The organism is Paraburkholderia terricola (genome assembly GCF_003330825.1).
Taxonomy (GTDB): domain Bacteria; phylum Pseudomonadota; class Gammaproteobacteria; order Burkholderiales; family Burkholderiaceae; genus Paraburkholderia; species Paraburkholderia terricola.
The window spans coordinates 3,293,909-3,315,601 of record NZ_CP024941.1 but is presented as its reverse complement, the minus strand read 5'-3'; the positions used below and the strand labels follow the sequence as shown (position 1 = coordinate 3,315,601).

Sequence of the window (21,693 nt, the reverse complement as noted above, 5' to 3'; positions counted from 1 at the left end):
TGCGGGAATCACGTCCCGTGCGGTCCTGCCGCGCTGCACCATCGAAATCTCACTGCGCGCCTTGACATGACCCGGTCCGTATCCGATCATTCGATCACAAACAGAGCAATTGTTCGCGCAATGAGCGTTCGCTCACCGCGCCTCAAAAAGCGAAACGAACCGGAGACGAGCAGTGTCGGCACGATTGCAAGACAAGGTGGCCATTCTGACGGGCGCGGCAAGCGGCATCGGTGAGGCCGTGGCCCGGCGATATCTGGACGAAGGCGCGCGCTGCGTGCTGGTCGACGTGAAGCCGGCGGGCAGTTTCGGCGACGCGCTGCGCACCGCCTACGGCGATCGCGTGCTGACGGTCCGGGCCGACGTCACGCGCCGCGAAGACATCGATCGCATCGTGGCGAGCACGCTGGAGCGCTTCGGCCAGATCGACATTCTGTTCAACAACGCGGCGCTCTTCGACATGCGCCCGATCCTCGATGAATCCTGGGACGTGTTCGACCGCCTCTTCGCGGTCAACGTGAAGGGCATGTTCTTCCTGATGCAAGCCGTCGCGCAGAAGATGGTCGAGCAGGGCCACGGCGGCAAGATCATCAATATGTCGTCGCAAGCCGGGCGGCGCGGCGAGGCGCTGGTGTCGCATTACTGCGCGACCAAGGCCGCCGTGTTGAGCTACACGCAATCCGCGGCACTGGCGCTCGCGCCGCACAAGGTCAATGTGAACGGCATCGCGCCGGGCGTCGTCGATACGCCGATGTGGAACGAGGTCGACGCGCTCTTCGCCCGTTACGAAAACCGACCGCTCGGCGAGAAGAAGCGCCTCGTCGGCGAAGCGGTGCCGCTCGGGCGCATGGGTGTGCCCGACGATCTGACCGGCGCCGCGCTGTTTCTCGCCTCGGCGGATGCGGACTACATCACCGCGCAAACGCTGAACGTCGACGGCGGCAACTGGATGAGCTGAAGCACGGCCCTTCATCGCCGCCGTCACACAAATTTCGTCGAATAAACGCAGCATCACATAACGTACGAGAAAGGAGACAACACATGAAACCAGCCCTCAAATCCGCGCTAAAAGCGGCCAGCGCCGGCGCTATCGCCTGCTTCGCGCTGAGCGCGTCGGCGGCCACGGTGACGATCGCGACGCTGAACAATCCCGACATGATCGAGCTGAAGAAGCTCTCGCCCGCGTTCGAGAAAGCCAACCCCGACATCAAGCTGAACTGGGTGATTCTCGAGGAAAACGTGCTGCGCCAGCGCGCCACCACCGACATTACGACCGGCAGCGGCCAGTTCGACGTGGTGACGATCGGCGCGTATGAAACCCCGCAATGGGGCAAGCGCGGCTGGCTCACGCCGCTCACGAACCTGCCCGCGGATTACGATCTGAACGACGTCGTGAAGACGGCCCGCGACGGCCTTTCCAGCGGCGGCCAGTTGTACGCGCTGCCGTTCTATGTGGAAAGCTCGATGACGTATTACCGCAAGGACCTGTTCGCGGCGAAGGGCCTGAAGATGCCCGATCAGCCGACCTACGAGCAGATCTCCCAATTCGCCGACAAGCTCACCGACAAGCCCAACGGCATCTACGGTATCTGCCTGCGCGGCAAGGCGGGCTGGGGCGAGAACATGGCCTACGGCACGACGGTGGTGAACACCTTCGGCGGCCGCTGGTTCGACGAAAAATGGAACGCGCAACTGACCTCGCCGGAATGGAAGAAGGCGATCAGCTTCTACGTCGACCTGCTGAAGAAAAACGGCCCGCCCGGAGCGAGCTCGAACGGCTTCAACGAAAATCTCACGCTGATGTCGTCGGGTAAATGCGCGATGTGGATCGACGCCACGGTCGCCGCCGGCATGCTCTACAACAAGCAGCAATCGCAGATCGCGGACAAGGTCGGTTTCGCCGCCGCGCCGGTCGCCGTCACGCCGAAGGGTTCGCATTGGCTGTGGGCGTGGGCGCTGGCGATTCCGAAATCGTCGAAGCAAACCGACGCGGCGAAGAAGTTCATCACGTGGGCCACCTCGAAGCAGTACATCGAACTGGTCGCGAAAGACGAAGGCTGGGCCTCGGTGCCGCCGGGAACGCGCCAGTCCACGTATGCGCGCCCCGAGTACAAGCAGGCCGCGCCGTTCGGCGACTTCGTGCTGAAGGCGATCGAAACGGCCGACCCGGAACATCCGACGGCGAAGCCGGTGCCGTACACGGGTGTGCAGTTCGTCGGAATTCCCGAGTTCCAGTCGTTCGGCACGGTGGTCGGTCAGAGCATCTCGGGTGCGATCGCCGGTCAGATGACGGTCGATCAGGCGCTCGCCGCCGGCCAGGCCACCGCGGATCGCGCGGTGAAACAGGCCGGTTATCAGAAGTAAGTCACTGAGGTAAGTCACTGACTTCCCGTGGCACGCGCCGGCTGACGCCCGTCAGCCGGCTCACGCAGCACAGCGGGCCGTCCTTGCCGCGCACGCGCCGCGACAGCGCTTTCAAATCGCGGTAGCCGAACGCGGTTCGGGCCGCCAAGGCCGACGTCCCGCGCATTACCGAACAGGTGGTCAATCATGCGTCCTCTGCGCCTGCCTCTCATGTCCGCGCATCCCCAGACGGAAAAAGAACGCGAAGTCCGCAAAGCCAATTCCGCCCGCTGGCTGGTTTCGCCCTCGGTCGCGGTGCTGGTGCTGTGGATGGCGATTCCGCTCGCGATGACGATCTGGTTTTCGTTCTCGCGCTACAACCTGCTGAACCCGGACCTGAAGGGTTTTGCCGGTTTCGACAACTACAAATATCTGGCCAGCGATCCGTCGTTCGGCCCCTCGATCGGACACACGCTCGAGTTGATCGTCGCGGTGCTGGTGATCACGGTGGTCGGCGGGGTGCTGATGGCGATCCTGTTCGACCGCAAGTTCTACGGCCAGGGCGTGGCGCGGCTGCTCGCGATCGCGCCGTTCTTCGTGATGCCGACGGTCAGCGCGCTGATCTGGAAGAACATGATCCTGCATCCGGTGTACGGTCTGATCGCGGACGGCATGCGCGCGCTCGGCATGCAGCCGATCGACTGGTTCGCCGAGTATCCGTTGACGGCCGTGATCATGATCGTGGCGTGGCAGTGGCTGCCGTTCGCGTTCCTGATTCTGTTCACCGCGATCCAGTCGCTCGATCAGGAGCAGAAGGAAGCGGCGCGCATCGACGGCGCCGGTCCGTTCTCGATGTTCTTCTACATCACGCTGCCCCACCTGAAACGGGCGATAGCGGTGGTGGTGATGATGGAGACGATTTTCCTGCTGTCGATCTTCGCTGAAATCTATACGACCACGGGCGGCGGTCCGGGCACCGCGACCACCAATCTGTCGTACCTGATCTATTCGCTCGGCCTGCAACAGTTCGACGTCGGTCTCGCCTCGGCGGGCGGCATTCTCGCCGTCGTGCTGGCCAATATCGTGTCGTTCTTCCTCGTGCGGATGCTCGCGAAGAACCTGAAAGGGGAGTACGAAAAATGAGCCAGGTTGCCTCCACTCCGGCGTCGAGCGCGACGCCCATGACCGTGCCGGCCAGGTCGCCGTTCGCCGCGATTCGCCGCGGCATTCCCGGCGTGATCGCCTGGCTGGTCGCGCTGCTGCTGTTCTTTCCGATCTTCTGGATGACGATCACCGCATTCAAGACCGAACAGCAGGCGTATTCGTCGTCGCTATTCTTCATCCCGACGCTCGACAGCTTCCGCGAGGTGTTCGCGCGCAGCAATTACTTTTCGTTCGCGTGGAATTCGATCCTGATCTCGGCGGGCGTCACGGTGCTGTGCCTGATTCTCGCCGTGCCGGCCGCCTATGCAATGGCGTTCTTTCCGACGCGCCGCACGCAGAAAGTGCTGCTGTGGATGCTGTCGACCAAGATGATGCCGTCGGTCGGCGTACTCGTGCCTATCTATCTGCTGTGGAAGAACAGCGGCTTGCTCGATACGGTGTCGGGCCTCGTGATCGTCTACACGCTGATCAATCTGCCGATCGCGGTGTGGATGTCGTTCACGTACTTCGCCGAGATTCCGCGCGACATTCTCGAAGCCGGACGCATCGACGGCGCCGCGACGTGGCAGGAGATCGTCTATCTGCTGATGCCGATGGCGTTGCCCGGACTCGCCTCCACCGCGCTGCTGCTCGTGATCCTGTCGTGGAACGAAGCGTTCTGGAGCATCAATCTATCGAGTTCGAGCGCGGCGCCGCTGACCGTGTTCATCGCCTCGTACTCGAGTCCTGAGGGCCTGTTCTGGGCCAAGCTGTCCGCCGCCTCGCTGCTCGCGGTCGCGCCGATCCTGATCGTCGGCTGGTTGTCGCAAAAGCAACTGGTGCGCGGTCTCACCTTCGGGGCGGTCAAATGACGGCAGGCAATCTCGCCCTGATCTGCGACTGCGACGGCGTGCTGATCGACAGCGAAGCCGTGGCGGCGCGCATGCTGGTGCACGAACTCGAAGCCCGCTGGCCGGGCAGCGACGTCGAGCCGGTCGTGCTGCCGCTGCTCGGCTTGCGCATCGAGAGGGTGTTGCAAGGCACGGCGACGCAGCTCGGTAAAAGTCTCACCGTCGAGGACATCGACGCGATTCGCTGCGCGGTGGAAGCGGCGGCGATGCAGGCGAGCGCGGTCGAAGGCATCGTGGCCGCGCTCGGCCAGGTGCCGCTCATCAAGGGGTGCGCGAGCAACAGTTTCCGCCCCTACGTGGAAGCCGTGTTGGCGCGCACCGGCCTCGTGACGTTTTTCGGCGACCGTCTTTTTTGCGCCGATGCGGTGCCCAATCCGAAGCCCGCGCCCGATGTCTATCTCGCGGCGGCGCAAGGCCTGGGCCTCGCGCCATCCGCGTGCCTCGTGGTGGAGGACAGCGTCACCGGCGTGACGGCGGCGAGCGCGGCGGGCATGACGGTGCTCGGTTTCATCGGCGGCGGCCATGCGAGCGAGGCGCAGATCGGCAAGCTGCACGCAGCGGGCGCGCGCCACGTATTCGACGACATGCGGCAGTTGCCCGAACTGGTCGCGCAATGGACGCTGAGCGCGACGGCGGCGGCGCCGTAAGCGCGCTTCATCAACGCATAAGCAACACACAGCATGACACGGAGACACATCATGGCAAGCGTAACTCTGCGCAACATCAGAAAGGCTTACGACGACAACGAGGTGATGCGCGACATCAACCTCGACATCGCGGACGGCGAGTTCGTCGTGTTCGTGGGCCCGAGCGGTTGCGGTAAATCGACGCTGATGCGAATGATCGCCGGCCTCGAGGACATCAGCGGCGGCGATCTCACCATCGACGGCACGCGCATGAACGACGTGCCGCCCGCCAAGCGCGGCATCGCGATGGTGTTCCAATCGTACGCGCTGTATCCGCACATGACGCTGTACGACAACATGGCGTTCGGCCTGAAGCTCGCCGGCACCAAAAAGCCGGAAATCGACGCGGCCGTGCGCAACGCGGCGAAGATCCTGCACATCGATCATCTGCTCGATCGCAAGCCCAAGCAGCTTTCCGGCGGCCAACGCCAGCGCGTGGCGATTGGCCGCGCGATCACGCGCAAGCCGAAAGTGTTCCTGTTCGACGAACCGCTGTCGAACCTCGACGCCGCATTGCGCGTGAAGATGCGCCTCGAATTCGCGCGCCTGCACGACGAACTCAAGACCACGATGATTTACGTGACGCACGATCAGGTCGAAGCGATGACGCTGGCCGACAAGATCGTCGTGCTGTCGGCGGGCAATCTGGAACAGGTCGGCAGCCCGACGATGCTGTATCACGCGCCCGCTAATCGCTTCGTCGCGGGTTTCATCGGCTCGCCGAAGATGAACTTCATGGAAGGCATCGTGCAGTCGGTCGCGCACGACGGCGTGACGGTGCTGTACGAAACCGGCGAGACGCAGCGCGTCGCGGTGGAACCGGCGTCGGTCAAGCAGGGCGACAAGGTGACGGTCGGCATTCGCCCCGAGCATCTGCATGTCGGCACGACCGAAGACGGCGTGTCGGCGCGCACGATGGCGGTCGAATCGCTCGGCGACGCGGCCTATCTGTACGCGGAGTCGAGCGTCGCGCCGGACGGCCTGATCGCGCGGATTCCGCCGCTCGAACGGCAGTCGAAAGGCGCGGTGCAGAAACTCGGCGCGACGCCGGAACACTGTCATCTGTTCGACAGCGAAGGCAAGGCGTTCCAGCGCAAGATCGTGGAAGTGCTGGCCGCGTGACGACGGGGACGGCGGCGTTCGCGCCGCTGCCTGGCCACGTTTGGCCGACAACGGCGCTCAGGCTTCGAGCGCCGCCCGCGCGCACAACTCGTCGGTGACGAGTCCCGAGAGCCAGCCGCCCTTGAGCACCGCGATCACCGCTTCGCGCTTGCGCGCGCCGCCGGCAAAGCCGATGGTCGGACGGCGCGGCGGCGAATCGAGCGGGATGCTCGTCACGCGCCGGCCGGTCGGCGATTCGACATGCGCGCCGCTGGCGTCGATCGTGAGGCCGAGCATTTCGGCCACCGCGCCGTTGCGCATCAACTCCTTCACTTCCGCCGACGTGATGAAGCCGTCCACGTGCAGCGGACATTTCGGCCCGATATCGCCGATGCCGACGAACGCGACATCCGCTTTGGCCGACAGCGATTCGACGATGCGATAAAGCCGGTGATTGCACCATTGCGCGCGCTCGGCCTCACTATCGGCGAGCAACGGCGCGGGCAGCAGAAAGTGTTTGCCGCCGGTCTTTTCCGAGATGTGCAGCGCGACGTCGTAGCGGTTCGAGGAGCCGTCCGAGGCGATCGCCCCGACCATCGACACCAGCCTGTGCTGCGGACGGTCGAGCTGCGCGATCTGATCGACCGCGGCCTTCAGCGTCCGGCCGCTGCTCACCGCGACCACCATCGGTTTTTCCGCGCTGAGATAGCGCTCCATGACCTGCGCGCCGGCCACCGCGAGCTTGCGGTCCACTTCCTCGGACGTATCGCTGTCGACCGGCACCACTTCGCACATGGAGAGGCCGTAGCGCTTCGACAGTTGATCGGCGAGCGCGAGGCAATCGGCCAGTTGGTGATCGACGCGCACGCGAATCAGATTCTTTTCCACCGCGAAGGCGACCAGCCGTTGCGCGACCGGGCGCGATACCTGCAACTTTTCGGCGATCTCGTTCTGGGTATTGCCGGCGACGTAGTAGAGCCACGCGGCGCGGGTAGCAAGATCTAATTTTTCTGTGGACTTGGGCACGGTGAGGTTCTGCTTGAAGTGCGCCGATGATAGCAGCCGGTCCTCGCGTGTTAACGGGAACAGGCGGAGAACCGGCTGCGCCGGCGTCGCTTACGCGAGCCGCTGACGCGCGGGGTCGAACAGCGGCCGCACATGGCGGTACAGCGCGCGATACGCGTCGAGCCGTGCGCGCAGTTCCGCGTGACGGCGCGGGTTCGGCGTGAACTCCTTTTCGATCGGCGGTTTGGCGAGCACCTTGTCCGGGTCGCCGCCCGCGGCCAGCCAGCCCAGGCGTGCCGCGCCGAGCGCCGCGCCGGTTTCGCCGCCGCCGTGCTTGCGGGTAGCGGTGTCGAGCGCGTCGGCGAGCAGTTGCGCCCAGTAATCGCTGCGCGCGCCGCCGCCCAGCAGCGAGAGCGCCTTCGCTTCCGTGCCGGCCGCGCGCAGCGCGTCGAGGCCGTCGGTGAGCGCGAGGGTCACGCCTTCGAGCACCGCGTAGCCGAGCAAGGCGCGGTCGGTCGCGTGAGTCATGCCGAAAAACACGCCTTGCGCGTACGGGTCGTTGTGCGGCGTGCGTTCACCGGAGAGGTAGGGCAGAAAGAGCGGCGCGGTGTTCAACGCGTCGACGGGCAGCGCCTCGATTTCGGCGAGCAGGGTGGGTTCGTCGGTGGAAGTGAGCTTGCAGACCCAGCGCAGGCAACTCGCCGCCGACAGCACCACGCTCATCTGATGCCAGCGATCGGGAATCGCGTGACAGAACGCATGCACCGCCGAGGACGGATTCGGCCTGAAGCTGTCGCCGACCACGCATAGCACGCCTGACGTGCCGAGCGACACGAAGCCGTCGCCCGGTTGTGTCGCGCCGATGCCGATCGCGCTCGTGGCGTTGTCGCCGCCGCCCGCCGCGACGACCACGCCGTCGCTCAAGCCGAACTCGCGCGCCACCTCGGGCAGCAGCGTGCCGGACGGCTCGCTGCCTTCGGCGAGCTTCGGCATCTGTGCGCGCGTCATGTCGCAGGCGGCGAGCAGCGAGTCGGACCAGTCGCGTTTGGCGACGTCGAGCCACAGGGTGCCGGCCGCATCCGATGGATCGGATACCTTGCCGCCGGTCAGTTGCAGACGCAGGTAATCTTTCGGCAGCAGCACGCAGGCGGTTTGCGCGAAGATCTCGGGCTCGTGGCGCGCGACCCACAGCAGCTTCGGCGCGGTGAAGCCCGGCATCGCGAGATTGCCCGCCACGCTGTGCAGTTGCGGCGCGCGCCCGGTCAGTTCCGCGCATTCCTTGTCGCTGCGCATGTCGTTCCACAAGATCGCGGGACGCAGCACGCGGTCTTGCGCATCCAGCAGCACCGCGCCGTGCATCTGGCCCGAGAGGCCGATGCCGCGAATCTCCGCGAACTCGTCGGGATGTTTGGCGCGCAACGCGGCGAGCGCGGCGCGCGTGCCGGCCCACCAGTCCTCGGGATTCTGCTCGGACCAGCGCTGATGCGGGCGCGAAACGGTAAACGGGGAGCCTGCCGTGCCGATCACGCGTCCATTGGAGGCGAGCAGCAGGACTTTCACTTCGGACGTGCCGAGGTCGATGCCGAGATACATGGGCGCGGAACCTTCGTCGTTAGGGATGCGCTACTTTAGCCGCACATCGCGCACGGTGCCATGCGCGTTATGCCTGAGTGCGGGATATTCAAGCGGATTGTTCGAGCGCGATGTTCAGGCCGCGCCGCGTTTGGCCAGCCACACGTCGACGCGCGCGAGCGCGCCCGCCAGCGCCGATTCCAGTTCGGGCGTCTGCGCCATGCTGCCCCACAGCAGCCGGTCGGCGGCGAACGCCTGCAACGGATCGGGCGCCGCGAAGAAGCCGCGCGCGACGCGCTCGTCCATCACGCCGTCCTGATACGCGTAGGGCAGCTTGCCGGCTTGCCAGCGATCGAGAAAGCGGAAGAACAGCGCCGGCAGCATTGCCGTGGCCGCGGGCGTGACGCCGCGCTCGAAACATTCGGCCAGCGTCGGCGCGATAAAGCCGGGCAGCTTCGAAAAGCCGTCGGCCGCGACACGCTGATTGGTGTCCTGGATATACGGATTGCCGAAGCGCTCGAGCACCACGTCGCGATAACGTTCGAGATCGAGCGGACTCGGCGTGAGACACGGAATCACGTCTTCGGTGACGTAATCGAACGCGAACTTCTGGATGTCCGCGTCGAGCGTGCCTTCGTGAATGTAGTTCAGTCCGACCAGCGTGCCCGCCCACGCAATGCAGCTATGCGTCGCGTTGAGAATGCGGATCTTCGCTTCCTCGTAGGGCAGCACCGAGTCCACGAGTTCCGCGCCGACCTTTTCCCAGGCCGGCCGTCCCGCGATGAAGCGGTCTTCGATCACCCACTGAATGAACGCTTCGCCCATCACCGGGCAGGCGTCGTCGACGCCGGTCGCGGCCTTGACGCGTTCGCGCACGTCCGGCGTGGGGCGCGGCGTGATGCGGTCGACCATCGAGCTCGGCGAGGCGGTGTTGTCGTCGAACCATCGCGCCAGTTCGTTCGCGCCGCGCCGTTCGAGAAACTCGCTCATGCCGGCGTGAAAGCGCTCGCCGTTGCTGCGCAGGTTGTCGCAAGTCTGCAATGTGACGGGACCGGCGCCGCGCTTCATGCGCGCGTCGAGAATGGCCGCGAGCGCGCCGTAGATGGTGGTGTGGCCGCCCTTGAGATCGGTGGCGAGATCGGGATTGGCGGTATCGAGCTTGTGGTGCTCGTCGAGGTAATAGCCGCCCTCGGTGACCGTGAACGAAATGATCTTGCAGGCCGGGTCGGCGCCCGCTTCGATCAGCGCGTCGAGGCTTTCGGTCCACGGCACCACACGCTCGATCGAACGAATCGTTTCATACGCGCGCTCGCCCTGCGGCGTGACGGTTTCGAGCGTGTAGACGCCGTCTTGCGCCGCGAGCGCTTCGAGCACCGCATTCATGTCGCCGCGAATATTGCCCACCGCCAGCGACCAGTGCGGCTCGCCCGCCACGTTCGCTTCATTCAAACGATGCAGATACCACGCCTGGTGGGCGCGATGAAACGATCCCGCGCCGATGTGGAGGATCACGTGTGCGGCCGCGCCGCCTTGCCCGCTGTTCATGTGCGTCTCCTGAATGCCTTGACTCGCACGGCTTGCGCGTGCGTTTTTCTCTGGATGGAGCATTTGCTCTTACTGTGAACGAATGATCGTATCCGCCGAAACGAAAGTCAAGGCGAGCTCGCAGGGTTTTCGTGGCGCAGCGCGGCGCGGCAGTGCGTTCCGGCATGCGTGACGATGCGTCGTCGCATGATGGGAACGCGTTGCCCCGTGTATTGCGTTGCATCAAATTTGACGCGAACCGGGTCGGGACTAACCCGAATGCAAAAAAGTATCGGTCCGCGGTTTCATTTTTAGTGGTGGATAACGCCATTGAAGGCTACTTTTCGCTATACAACACGAAGACCCGCGGCGCGATCACGAAGCCGCTTCATGGAGGCAGACAGTGCAACCCGATCTCGAGATCGTGGCCGTACGCCGCGACGAATCCTTCAAGGTGTGGTCGCATGGCTATCCGTATCGCACGGTGCGCTGGCACTTTCACCCGGAGTACGAGATTCATCTGATCGTCGCGACCACCGGCAAGATGTTCGTCGGCGACCATATCAGCAGCTTCGCGCCCGGCAACCTCGTGTTGATGGGGCCGAACCTGCCGCACAACTGGGTGAGCGACGTGCCGCAAGGCGAGACGATCGCGCAACGCAATCTGGTCGTGCAATTCGGGCAGGAGTTCGTGTCGAGCTGCGTCGGCAGTTTTCCGGAGTGGCGTCAGGTCGAAGCGCTGCTGGCCGACTCGCGCCGCGGCGTGTCGTTCGGCGCGACGACGAGCGCGGTGATCCAGCCGCTCTTTCTGGAATTGCTGGCGGCGCGCGGGCTGCGCCGTCTGGTGCTGTTCATGTCGATGCTCGAAATCCTCGTGAGCGCCGAGGATCGCGAGACGCTCGCCAGCCCCGCGTATCAGGCGGACCCCACGGGTTTCGCATCGACCCGCATCAATCACGTGCTCTCGTATATCGGCAAGAACCTCGCGGGCGAATTGCGCGAATCCGACCTCGCGCAACTGGCGGGGCAGAGCGTGAGCGCGTTCTCGCGTTACTTCCGCCGTCATACGGGCTTGCCTTTCGTGCAGTACGTGAATCGCATGCGCATCAACCTCGCATGCCAACTGCTGACGGACGAAGACCTGAGCGTCACCGAGATCTGCTTCAAGGCGGGCTTCAACAACCTGTCGAATTTCAACCGGCAGTTCCTTGCCGTGAAGGGCATGGCGCCCTCGAAGTTTCGCCGCTATCAGCAACTGAACGGCGCGAGCCGCGACGCTTCCGAGGAAGCCGCCGCGCGCGGCGTGGGCATCGACGACGCTGTGCCCGCAATCGTGCTCGCGCCGGGTTTGCCGCGCAGCGCCGCCGCCGCTTATCCCCCCAACCTGGCACCCACGTAGCATTCCCGGCCTCGAGCCGAAGCGTTTCACCGACCCGCGTTGCAAACACGTATCGCGCTGTCTTTCGACAGCGTGAGGGACGTGCTCATTTTTAAAAACGGAGACAACCATGACGCAATCCAATTCGAAGCAGGCATCGTTGAAGACCCTCGCACGCCGCACGGCCGCGGTGACGGCGCTTGCGGTCGGCCTGTCGTTCATCGCCGCGCCGGCGGCGCAGGCCGCGCCGCTGAAAATCGGCATGACGTTCCAGGAGATGAACAACCCGTACTTCGTGACGATGCAAAAAGCGCTGAACGACGCGGCCGCGTCGATGGGCGCGACCGTGGTCGTCACCGACGCGCATCACGACGTCAGCAAGCAGGTCAGCGACGTCGAGGACATGCTGCAAAAGAAGATCGACATCCTGCTCGTGAATCCGACCGATTCGACCGGCATTCAATCGGCGGTGACGTCGGCGAAAAAGGCGGGCGTGGTGGTGGTCGCCGTGGATGCGAACGCGAACGGTCCGGTCGATTCGTTCGTCGGCTCGAAGAACTTCGACGCCGGGGTGATGGCTTGCGAGTATCTGGCGAAGTCGATCGGCGGCAGCGGCGAAGTGGCGATTCTCGACGGCATTCCGGTGGTGCCGATTCTCGAACGAGTGCGCGGCTGCAAGGCGGCGCTCGCGAGGAGCCCCGGCGTCAAGCTCGTGGATACGCAGAACGGCAAGCAGGAACGCGCGACGGCCTTGTCCGTCACCGAGAACATGATTCAGGCGCATCCGAACCTGAAGGGCGTGTTCAGCGTGAACGACGGCGGCTCGATGGGCGCGCTCTCGGCGATCGAAGCATCGGGTAAGGACATCAAGCTGACGAGCGTCGACGGTGCGCCCGAAGCGATTGCCGCGATCCAGAAGCCGAATTCGAAGTTCGTCGAAACGTCCGCGCAATTCCCCGCCGACCAGGTGCGCATCGCCCTCGGCGTCGCGCTCGCGAAGAAGTGGGGCGCCAATGTGCCGAAAGCGATTCCGGTCGACGTGAAGATGGTCGACAAGAGCAACGCCAAGGGTTTCAGCTGGTAAGGCGAAGGCTCGCCGCCGTGCCGCGTTCGAATGGGCGCGTCGGCGAGCCGTGAAGGAGGACCCGATGGACACGATACTCAAGCTCGAACACATCAGCAAAAGTTTTCCCGGCGTGAAGGCGCTGCAAGACATTCACCTGGAGATCGCGCGCGGCGAGATTCACGCGTTGCTCGGCGAGAACGGCGCGGGCAAGTCGACGTTGATGAAAATCCTGTGCGGCATCTATCAGCCGGACGAAGGCACGATCACGATCGACGGCGCCGCGCGCCACTTCACGAATTATCACGACGCGGTGGCCGCGGGCGTCGGCATCGTGTTTCAGGAGTTCAGCCTGATTCCGTATCTGAACGGGGTGGAGAACATGTTTCTCGGCCGCGAGTTGAGAAACAGCCTGGGCCTTCTGGAGCGCGGCAAGATGCGGCGCGCGGCGGCGGCGATCTTTCAGCGGCTCGGCGTGGCGATCGATCTGTCGGTGCCGATTCGCGAGCTGTCGGTGGCGCAGCAGCAGTTCGTCGAAATCGGCAAGGCGTTGTCGCTGGAAGCGCGCATTCTGATTCTCGACGAACCCACCGCGACGCTCACGCCCGCGGAAGCCGAGCATCTGTTCGCGATCATGCGCGACCTGAAGAAGCAGGGCGTGGCGATGATCTTCATCTCGCATCATCTGGAAGAGATCTTTGAAGTGTGCGACCGCATTACCGTGCTGCGCGACGGCCAGTACGTCGGCATGACCGAGGTCGCGCAATCCGATGTGAGCCGGCTCGTCGAGATGATGGTGGGCCGCCGCATCGAAAACAGCTTTCCGCCGAAGCCGCCGCTCGCCGCCGATGCGAAAACCGTGCTCCAGGTCGACAAGCTGCAACTGCGCAAAGACAGTCCGGTGCTGAGTTTCGATTTGCGTGAAGGCGAGATTCTCGGCTTCGCGGGACTGGTCGGCTCGGGGCGCACCGAAATCGCGCTCGCCGTGATCGGCGCGGACGCGGCCTACGTGAAGGAGATTCGCATCAACGGCACGGCCGCGAAGCTGTCCGATCCGGCCGACGCATTGCGCGCCGGCGTCGGCATTCTGCCGGAGAGCCGCAAGACCGAAGGGCTGATCACCGATTTCTCGATCAAGCAGAACATCTCGATCAACAACCTCGGCAAGTATCGCTCGCTGCGGTTTTTCATCGACCAGCGCAGCGAAGCGCGCGCGACCGCCGACATCATGAAACGCGTGGGCGTCAAGGCGCCGACCATGCACACCGAAGTCGCGACGCTCTCCGGCGGCAATCAGCAGAAGGTGGTGATCGCGCGCTGGCTGAATCACCACACCAACATCCTGATCTTCGACGAACCCACGCGCGGCATCGACGTCGGCGCGAAAGCCGAAATCTATCTGCTGATGCGCGAACTCACCGCGCGCGGCTACTCGATCATCATGATCTCGTCCGAATTGCCGGAGATCGTCGGCATGTGCGACCGCGTCGCCGTGTTCCGCCAGGGCCGCATCGAAGCCATGCTCGAAGGCGACCAGATCGACTCGAACGCCGTGATGACCTATGCAACAGCCGGCACCCGTGGAGCAAGCCATGAACTCGCCTAATCCTTCTTCCTCGCCGAAAACGTCCACCGTCAGCGGGGGCGTCCCCGGTGCGCCGCTGCGTTTCAGTTGGGCCGCGTTGAAGCGCTCGACGCTGTTCTATCCGTTCGTCGGCCTGGTGGCGGTGTGCATCGTGATGGTGTTCGCGAGCGACAGTTTCCTCTCCGGCGCGAATCTGGAGAACGTGCTGCGCCAGGTGTCAATCAACGCGATCATCGCCGTGGGCATGACCTGCGTGATTCTGACCGGCGGCATCGACCTTTCCGTGGGTTCGGTGATGGCTTTATCGGGCACGCTCGCCGCCGGCCTGATGGTGGCCGGGATGAATGCGGTGACGGCGCTTGCGATCGGCGTCGCGGTCGGTCTCGGCTTTGGCGCGGCCAACGGTTTCTTCGTCGCGTTCGCCGGCATGCCGCCCATCATCGTCACGCTGGCGACGATGGGCATCGCCCGCGGCCTCGCGCTGATCTACACGGGCGGCTATCCGATCGACGGCTTGCCCGACTGGGTCAGCTTCTTCGGCAGCGGCAAGATTGTCGGCATTCAGGCGCCGGTCGTGATCATGGCGGTGATCTACGCGATCGCCTGGGTGCTGCTCGAACGCATGCCGTTCGGCCGCTACGTGTATGCGATCGGCGGCAACGAACAGGCGACGCGTCTTTCCGGCGTGCGCGTGGCGCGCGTGAAGCTGATCGTCTACACGATCGCCGGCTTGACCTCGGCGTTCGCCGCGATCGTGCTGACCGCGCGTTTGATGAGCGGCCAGCCGAACGCGGGCGTGGGCTTCGAGCTCGACGCCATCGCGGCGGTGGTGATGGGCGGCACCTCGATTTCCGGCGGACGCGGCTCGATCATCGGCACGTTGATCGGCGCGCTGCTGCTCGGCGTATTGAACAACGGCCTGAACATGGTCGGCGTGAATCCGTACGTGCAGAACGTGATCAAGGGCGGAATCATTCTGCTCGCGATCTACATCAGCCGCGACCGCAGAAAATAACTCTCCACTGACTTTCTCTTTCCAGCAGGACCACGCAATGACTCAATCCACTCAAGCTGACAAGCAGAGCATGACGGCCATCGTCTGTCATGCGCCGAAAGACTATCGGGTCGAACAGGTGGCGAAGCCCAAGGCGCGCGCGCATGAACTGGTGATCCGCATCGCCGCGTGCGGCATCTGCGCGAGCGACTGCAAATGCCATTCGGGCGCGAAGATGTTCTGGGGCGGCCCGAGCCCGTGGGTGAAAGCGCCGGTGATTCCTGGGCACGAATTCTTCGGCTTCGTCGAGGAGATCGGCGAAGGCGCGGCCGCGCACTTCGGCGTGAAGCCCGGCGACCGCGTGATCGCCGAGCAGATCGTGCCCTGCGGCAAGTGCCGTTACTGCAAGTCCGGCCAATACTGGATGTGCGAGGTGCACAACATCTTCGGCTTTCAGCGCGAAGTCGCGGACGGCGGCATGGCCGAATACATGCGCATTCCGCCGACCGCGATCGTCCACAAGATTCCCGACGGCATCTCGCTCGAAGACGCGGCGATCATCGAACCGCTCGCCTGCGCGATTCACACGGTCAATCGCGGCGATGTGCAACTCGACGACGTGGTGGTGATCGCGGGCGCCGGACCGCTCGGCCTGATGATGACGCAAGTCGCGCATCTGAAAACGCCGAAGAAGCTCGTCGTGATCGATCTGGTGGAAGAGCGCCTCGCGCTCGCGCGCGAGTACGGCGCCGACGTGACGATCAATCCGAAGCAGGACGACGCGCTCGCGATCATCCATTCGCTCACTGACGGCTATGGTTGCGATGTGTACATCGAGACCACCGGCGCGCCGGTCGGCGTGAACCAGGGCATGGACCTGATTCGCAAGCTCGGGCGCTTCGTCGAGTTTTCGGTGTTCGGCGCGGATACCACGCTAGACTGGTCGGTGATCGGCGATCGCAAGGAACTCGACGTGCGCGGCGCGCATCTTGGACCCTACTGTTATCCGATCGCAATCGATCTGCTGGCGCGCGGACTCGTCACCTCGAAGGGCATCGTCACGCACGGCTTTTCGTTGGAGGAATGGGAGGAGGCGATCAAGGTCGCCGACTCGCTCGATTCGATCAAGGTATTGATGAAGCCGCGCGCCTGAACGTTTGCAGCGTCGAGCGAACGCGAGCGGCATATAAACGGAGACAGTATGAACTACGTCATCGGCGTCGATATCGGCACGCAGAGCACCAAGGCGCTGCTCGTCGATCAGCACGGCGCGATCGTCGCGCAGCATGCGTCGAGCTATCAGCCGGATACGCCCAAGCCGCTGTGGGCCGAGCAATGGCCTGCGGTGTGGTTCAAGGCGGTGGTGGAATGCATCGCCGCTTGCGTGACGAAGGCGAAAGAGACGGGCGTCGCGGCGGCGTCGATCAAGGCGGTGTGCGTGAGCAGCCTGTATGGCGGCTCGGGCATCGTCGTCGATAGCGATATGCGGCCGCTCTATCCGTGCCTGATCTGGATGGACCGGCGCGCGACCGATCAGGTCGAATGGGTGCGCGGCAACGTCGATCTCGAACGCCTGTACGCGATCACCGGCAACGGCGTGGACAGCTATTACGGCTACACCAAGATGCTGTGGCTGCGCGATCACGAGCCGGACGTCTGGTCGCACACGCGCTATTTCCTGCCGCCGAACGCGTACATCATTTATATGCTCACCGGCGAGGTCGCGGTCGATCACAGTTCGGCGGGCAATATCGGCGGCATCTACGACATCGCCAGGCGCGACTGGTCCGACGAAGCGCTCGACATGCTCGGCATTCCGGCGACCATGATGCCGGAGCGGCTGGTGGAATCGTCCGAAGTGGTGGGCGGCCTGCTATCGCAATGGACCGAACAACTCGGACTCGAAGCGGGCACGGCGATCGTCGCGGGCGGCGTGGATGCGGCGGTGGCGACGTTCGCCGCAGGCGTCACGCGTGCCGGCCAGCATGTCGCGATGATCGGCACCAGCATGTGCTGGGGCTATATCAACCAGACCGTCGATGCGCGGCACGGCCTGATCAGCATGCCGCACGTCTTCAACGGTCAGCGCGACATCTATGTGTTCGGCGGCGCGATCACGGCGGGCGCGTCGGTGACGTGGTATCGCGAGCAGTTCTGTCATGCGGAGATCGAGGCCGCGCGCGCGACGCCGCATGGCGACCCGCATCGCCTGCTCGAAGAGTCCGCCGCGAAGGTGGCCGCCGGTTCGGATGGCGTGATGTTCCTGCCGTATCTGATGGGCGAGCGCAGCCCGGTGTGGGACGCGAAGGCGAGCGGCGCTTTTGTCGGCCTGAGTTTGTTCCATACGCGCGCGCATCTGTATCGGGCGGTGCTGGAAGGCGTGTCGTTCGCGCTCAAGCACAACATCGAGGCGGGACGCAAAGGCGCGCAGTCGCTGGACGACAAATTGATCGTCGTGGGCGGCGCCGCGCATTCGGATCTGTGGATGCAGATCATCGCGGACATTACCGGCTATCCGGTCTACACGATCGAGCAGGAAGTGGAAGCGGCGATGGGCGCGGCGCTGCTGGCCGGGGTGGGCGCCGGTTTGGTGTCGCCCGAGGCAGCGCAGGGCGGCTGGGTGACGCTGATCGAGCGCGCGCAGCCCGACGCCGCGCGCCTCGCGCTGTACGAAAAGCGCTTCGGCCTTTATACGGACCTTTATCCGGCGTTGAAGCCGGTCATGCATCGGTTGCAATCATCATGAATGCTACTTTCGATTTTTCCGGCAAGTCGATTCTGGTCACGGGCGCATCGAGCGGAATCGGGCGCGCGACGGTCGAGGCGTTGTGCGCATCCGGCGCGAACGTGGTCGCCGCGGCGCGCAACGTCAATGAACTCGCGCGCCTCGCTGAAGAGACCGGCTGCGAGCCGCTGACGCTCGACGTCAGCGACGAAGCCGCGATCGACGATGCATTGGGCTCGCTCGATCCATTCGACGGCCTCGTGAATTGCGCGGGGATCGCGTTGCTCGAACGCGCGGTGGATACGACGGCCGCCAGTTTCGATCGCGTGATGGCGGTGAATACGCGTGGCGCCGTGCTGGTGGCGAAGCACGTGGCGCGCGGGATGATCGACGCCAGGCGCGCCGGCAGTATCGTGAACGTGTCGAGTCAGGCCGCGCTCGTCGCGCTGGACGATCATCTGAGCTATTCGGCTTCCAAGGCGGCGATGGATGCGGTGACGCGCGCGTTGTGCATCGAACTCGGGCCGTTCGGCATTCGCGTGAACAGCGTCAATCCGACCGTCACGTTGACGCCGATGGCGGTGCAGGCATGGAGCGATCCCGCGAAGCGCGAGCCCGCGTTGCGGGCGATTCCCTTGCAGCGGTTTGCGGAGTCCGCCGAGGTCGCCGCGCCGATCATGTTTTTGTTGAGCGACGCGGCGTCGATGATCAGCGGTGTGTGTTTGCCGATCGATGGGGGCTATACCGCGAGGTGAACTACAGCATCGTCCTCACATGCCAAAGCTCGGGAAACAGCACCACGTCCAGCATCTTTCGCAGGTACGGCGCGCCGCTCGTGCCGCCCGTGCCTTGCTTGAAGCCGATGATCCGTTCCACCGTGGTCACATGCCGGAACCGCCACTGGCGAAACGCGTCTTCGAGATCGACCAGTTCCTCGGCCATCTCATACAACTCCCAATGTTGCGACGGGTTGCGATAGACCTCGAGCCAGGCCGCCTCGACGGAAGCATCGTGCGTGGTGGGCTGCGTCCAGTCGCGCTGCAGTCTGGAAGGTGAAATCGCAAACCCGCGACGCGCAAGCAGCCTCACCACCTCGTCGTAGAAAGAAGGCGCTTCCAGCGAAGCCTTCACCTCGGCAAGCACGTCCGCGCGATGCGCGTGCGGCTTGAGCATCTGCTCGTTCTTGTTGCCGAGCAGGAACTCGATCTGCCGGTACTGATACGACTGAAACCCGGAAGAACTTCCCAGGTATGGTCGCATGGCGGTGTACTCGGACGGCGTCATCGTCGCGAGAACGCTCCATGCCTGTACGAGTTGTTCCATGATCCGCGAGACGCGCGCGAGCATCTTGAACGCCGGCGGCAACTCGTCGCGATGCACCGCCTTCAACGCCGCGCGCAATTCATACAGTGCGAGCTTCATCCACAACTCGCTGGTTTGATGCTGGATGATGAACAGCATCTCGTTGTGATCCGGCGACAGCGGATGCTGCGCATTCAGCACCGTTCCCAGCGACAGATAGTCGCCGTAGCTCATCGATTCGGAGAAATCGAGTTGCGCGTCGTGCCAGCCGTCGCCGGAAGAAGCGGACTTCGTGGATGCGCCGGGCGCCGCGGTCTGCCCATGCCCAAACGGACATCCTTGCGCCGGTTTTTCTTCCGGCAAACCCGGCGTTTGCATGTGATCGGTCATTGCGTGCTCCTCAGGTCACAGCGCCGCGTGCGGCGAATTCAGGCGCTCGCCAGGTCTCGTTCGCGAGCACGTCGCGCAGCGTTTCCACGGCATCCCACACGTCGACAAAGCGCGTGTACAGCGGCGTAAAGCCGAAGCGCAACACGTGCGGCTCGCGGTAGTCGCCGATCACGCCGCGCGCGATCAACGCCTGCATCACCTCATAGCCGTGCGGATGCTCGAAGCTCGCATGCGAGCCGCGCTGCCGATGCGCGCGCGGCGTGACGAGCTTCAGCGGAAACTCGCCGCAGCGCGTTTCAACGAGTTCGATGAACAGATCGGTCAACGCCAGCGATTTCTTGCGGATCGCCTGCATGTCGGTCTGCAGGAACACGTCGAGCCCGCATTCGACCAGCGACATCGACACCATCGGCTGCGTGCCGCACAGGAAGCGGCCGATGCCGTCGTCCGGTTGATAGGTCGGGTCCATCTTGAACGGCGCGCGATGACCCCACCAACCGGACAGCGGTTGAGCGAAGTCGTTCTGGTGACGCTGCGGCACCCATACGAACGCGGGCGAGCCCGGTCCGCCGTTCAGATACTTATACGTGCAGCCGACCGCGTAATCGGCGCCGACGCCGTTCAGGTCGACCGGCACCGCGCCCGCCGAATGCGCGAGATCCCATAGCGCGAGCGCGCCCTGGTCGTGGATCAGCTTCGTGACCGCGGCCATGTCGTGCATATAGCCGGTGCGGTAGTTCACGTGCGTGATCATCGCGATGGCCGTGTCGTTGTCGATCGCGGTCGGTAGTTCCGACGGATCGTCGACGAGACGCAGTTCGTAGCCGCGATCGAGCTGCTCGATCAGCCCTTGCGCGATGTACAGATCGGTCGGGAAATTCGAGCGCTCGGAGACGATCACGCGCCGCTTCGGATCGCGCGCATTCGCCAGCCGCAACGCGGCCGACAGCAGCTTGAAGAGGTTGATCGAAATCGTATCGGTAATGACGACTTCGTCCTGCGCCGCGCCGATCAGCGGCGCGAGCTTGTTGCCGAGCCGGCGCGGCAACGCGAACCAGCCGGCGCTGTTCCAGCTGCGGATCAGGCCTTCGCCCCATTCGGCGCCGATCACGGTTTGCGCGCGCTGCGCGGCGGCGGCGGGCGCCACGCCGAGCGAGTTGCCGTCCAGATAGATAGTGGCCGGCGGCAGCGCGAACTGGTCGCGCAGGGCCGCGAGCGGGTCGGCGCGGTCGAGCGCCAGTGCTTCGTCACGATGGTTCATGGTGGTCCAGTCGGTCAGGAAAAGCGTTCAGTGGGTGCTGGCCAGCGCGCGCAACACCGCGCGCACCGGGCTCGCGTCGAGCGTGGTCAGCTTCAGCGGCAGCGCGATCAGTTCATAGTCGCCGGGCGCGACGGCATCCAGCACGATGCCTTCGAGTATCGCCATGCGATGCGCGCGCACGCGGTGGTGAGCGTCCATCGTTTTCGATTCCTGTGGATCGAGCGACGGCGTGTCGATGCCGATCAGCTTCACGCCCTTCGCGGCCAGCAGGTCGATGGTCTCCGGCGCGACCGCGCAGAACGCGCTGTCCCAGGCCGCGGTGGGCGCGTTCCTGTAAGTGCGCAGTAAGACTCGCGGCGGCAGATCGTCGAGCGAACCGTTCAGGTGTTGTGGCGTGACAACAGGCGAGGCGCCGATGCAATGAATCACCCGGCAGCGGCCCAGGTAGGCGTCGAGTGGCACGTGGCCGATGGCGGCGCCCTCGGCGTCGTAGTGCAGCGGGGCGTCGGTGTGAGCGCCGGTGTGCGGCGACAAGGTCAGCCGCGCGACGTTGACCGGCGAGCCCGCCTCCATGCGCCACACGCGTTCTATGCCGACCGGCGTGTCGCCCGGCCAGACCGGCGTCGCGGTATCGACGGCGGGGGTGATGTCCCAGAGTGTGTCCATATCTCCATCTGCGGTGTTTTGTCTATCCGGGAATGATAGGTGGCTTG

The 21,693-nt window shown here is 64.4% G+C and carries 19 protein-coding genes; 13 read left to right on the top strand and 6 right to left on the bottom strand.

The window, feature by feature from the left end; genetic code table 11:
- The first annotated feature begins 172 nt into the window (after window positions 1-172).
- From CUJ90_RS14805 to CUJ90_RS14780, 6 genes are all read left to right on the top strand, one after another.
- Window positions 173-955: an L-iditol 2-dehydrogenase gene (locus tag CUJ90_RS14805; protein WP_114163138.1), complete on the top strand. Its 783-nt coding sequence runs from the start codon at window positions 173-175 to the stop codon at window positions 953-955.
- An 83-nt stretch (window positions 956-1,038) separates the two neighbouring features.
- Window positions 1,039-2,361, top strand: a complete 1,323-nt coding sequence (locus CUJ90_RS14800; protein WP_114163137.1) for an ABC transporter substrate-binding protein — start codon at window positions 1,039-1,041, stop codon at window positions 2,359-2,361.
- A 186-nt stretch (window positions 2,362-2,547) separates the two neighbouring features.
- A complete protein-coding gene (locus tag CUJ90_RS14795) occupies window positions 2,548-3,483 on the top strand; it encodes a carbohydrate ABC transporter permease (protein WP_073426960.1) in 936 nt (311 codons plus the stop codon).
- 38 nt (window positions 3,484-3,521) lie between these two features.
- Window positions 3,522-4,355 carry a carbohydrate ABC transporter permease gene (locus CUJ90_RS14790; protein WP_227470792.1) on the top strand — a complete coding sequence of 278 codons (834 nt, stop codon included), beginning with the start codon at window positions 3,522-3,524 and terminating at the stop codon, window positions 4,353-4,355.
- Window positions 4,352-5,041: an HAD family hydrolase gene (locus CUJ90_RS14785; RefSeq protein WP_083083255.1), complete on the top strand. Its 690-nt coding sequence runs from the start codon at window positions 4,352-4,354 to the stop codon at window positions 5,039-5,041. Before CUJ90_RS14790 ends, CUJ90_RS14785 begins: the two co-directional genes overlap by 4 nt.
- A gap of 51 nt (window positions 5,042-5,092) precedes the next feature.
- Window positions 5,093-6,202: an ABC transporter ATP-binding protein gene (locus CUJ90_RS14780; protein WP_073426963.1), complete on the top strand. Its 1,110-nt coding sequence runs from the start codon at window positions 5,093-5,095 to the stop codon at window positions 6,200-6,202.
- 57 nt (window positions 6,203-6,259) lie between these two features.
- On the opposite strand, the gene CUJ90_RS14775 is transcribed toward CUJ90_RS14780, so the two are convergent.
- From CUJ90_RS14775 to dalD, 3 genes are all read right to left on the bottom strand, one after another.
- Window positions 6,260-7,207 carry a sugar-binding transcriptional regulator gene (locus tag CUJ90_RS14775; protein ID WP_073426964.1) on the bottom strand — a complete coding sequence of 316 codons (948 nt, stop codon included), beginning with the start codon at window positions 7,205-7,207 and terminating at the stop codon, window positions 6,260-6,262.
- A gap of 90 nt (window positions 7,208-7,297) precedes the next feature.
- Window positions 7,298-8,779, bottom strand: coding sequence for a xylulokinase (gene xylB / locus CUJ90_RS14770; protein ID WP_114163136.1), 1,482 nt, complete (start codon window positions 8,777-8,779; stop codon window positions 7,298-7,300).
- A gap of 114 nt (window positions 8,780-8,893) precedes the next feature.
- A complete protein-coding gene (gene dalD, locus CUJ90_RS14765; protein WP_073426966.1) occupies window positions 8,894-10,303 on the bottom strand; it encodes a D-arabinitol 4-dehydrogenase in 1,410 nt (469 codons plus the stop codon).
- A gap of 382 nt (window positions 10,304-10,685) precedes the next feature.
- On the opposite strand from dalD, the gene CUJ90_RS14760 reads away from it, so the two are divergent.
- The 7 genes from CUJ90_RS14760 (at window position 10,686) to CUJ90_RS14730 (ending at window position 18,782) form a co-directional block, all read left to right on the top strand.
- Complete coding sequence (locus CUJ90_RS14760; RefSeq protein WP_083083258.1) at window positions 10,686-11,681, top strand: AraC family transcriptional regulator; 996 nt, start codon at window positions 10,686-10,688, stop codon at window positions 11,679-11,681.
- A 109-nt stretch (window positions 11,682-11,790) separates the two neighbouring features.
- Window positions 11,791-12,744 (top strand): substrate-binding domain-containing protein, encoded by a 954-nt coding sequence (locus CUJ90_RS14755; RefSeq protein WP_073426968.1) that lies wholly within the window; start codon window positions 11,791-11,793, stop codon window positions 12,742-12,744.
- Window positions 12,745-12,808: 64 nt separating this feature from the next.
- Window positions 12,809-14,329, top strand: a complete 1,521-nt coding sequence (locus CUJ90_RS14750) for a sugar ABC transporter ATP-binding protein (RefSeq protein ID WP_114163135.1) — start codon at window positions 12,809-12,811, stop codon at window positions 14,327-14,329.
- Entirely contained in the window at window positions 14,316-15,323 is a 1,008-nt protein-coding gene (locus tag CUJ90_RS14745; RefSeq protein WP_114163134.1) for an ABC transporter permease, read from the top strand. Before CUJ90_RS14750 ends, CUJ90_RS14745 begins: the two co-directional genes overlap by 14 nt.
- A 37-nt stretch (window positions 15,324-15,360) precedes the next feature.
- Window positions 15,361-16,455, top strand: a complete 1,095-nt coding sequence (locus CUJ90_RS14740) for an alcohol dehydrogenase catalytic domain-containing protein (RefSeq protein WP_073426971.1) — start codon at window positions 15,361-15,363, stop codon at window positions 16,453-16,455.
- Window positions 16,456-16,503: 48 nt separating this feature from the next.
- Window positions 16,504-18,048 (top strand): FGGY-family carbohydrate kinase, encoded by a 1,545-nt coding sequence (locus CUJ90_RS14735; RefSeq protein ID WP_114163133.1) that lies wholly within the window; start codon window positions 16,504-16,506, stop codon window positions 18,046-18,048.
- Window positions 18,045-18,782 carry an SDR family oxidoreductase gene (locus CUJ90_RS14730; protein ID WP_083083261.1) on the top strand — a complete coding sequence of 246 codons (738 nt, stop codon included), beginning with the start codon at window positions 18,045-18,047 and terminating at the stop codon, window positions 18,780-18,782. Before CUJ90_RS14735 ends, CUJ90_RS14730 begins: the two co-directional genes overlap by 4 nt.
- Window position 18,783: 1 nt before the next feature.
- Here CUJ90_RS14730 and kynA read toward each other — a convergent pair whose 3' ends face one another.
- Genes kynA through kynB form a run of 3 tightly spaced genes read right to left on the bottom strand, consistent with a single transcriptional unit; the run spans window position 18,784 to window position 21,646 of the window.
- Window positions 18,784-19,719, bottom strand: coding sequence for a tryptophan 2,3-dioxygenase (kynA, locus tag CUJ90_RS14725; RefSeq protein WP_114163132.1), 936 nt, complete (start codon window positions 19,717-19,719; stop codon window positions 18,784-18,786).
- A gap of 10 nt (window positions 19,720-19,729) precedes the next feature.
- Complete coding sequence (gene kynU / locus CUJ90_RS14720) at window positions 19,730-20,980, bottom strand: kynureninase (protein ID WP_114163131.1); 1,251 nt, start codon at window positions 20,978-20,980, stop codon at window positions 19,730-19,732.
- A 27-nt stretch (window positions 20,981-21,007) separates the two neighbouring features.
- Window positions 21,008-21,646 (bottom strand): arylformamidase, encoded by a 639-nt coding sequence (gene kynB / locus CUJ90_RS14715; RefSeq protein WP_073426976.1) that lies wholly within the window; start codon window positions 21,644-21,646, stop codon window positions 21,008-21,010.
- Between the last annotated feature and the right edge of the window lie 47 nt (window positions 21,647-21,693).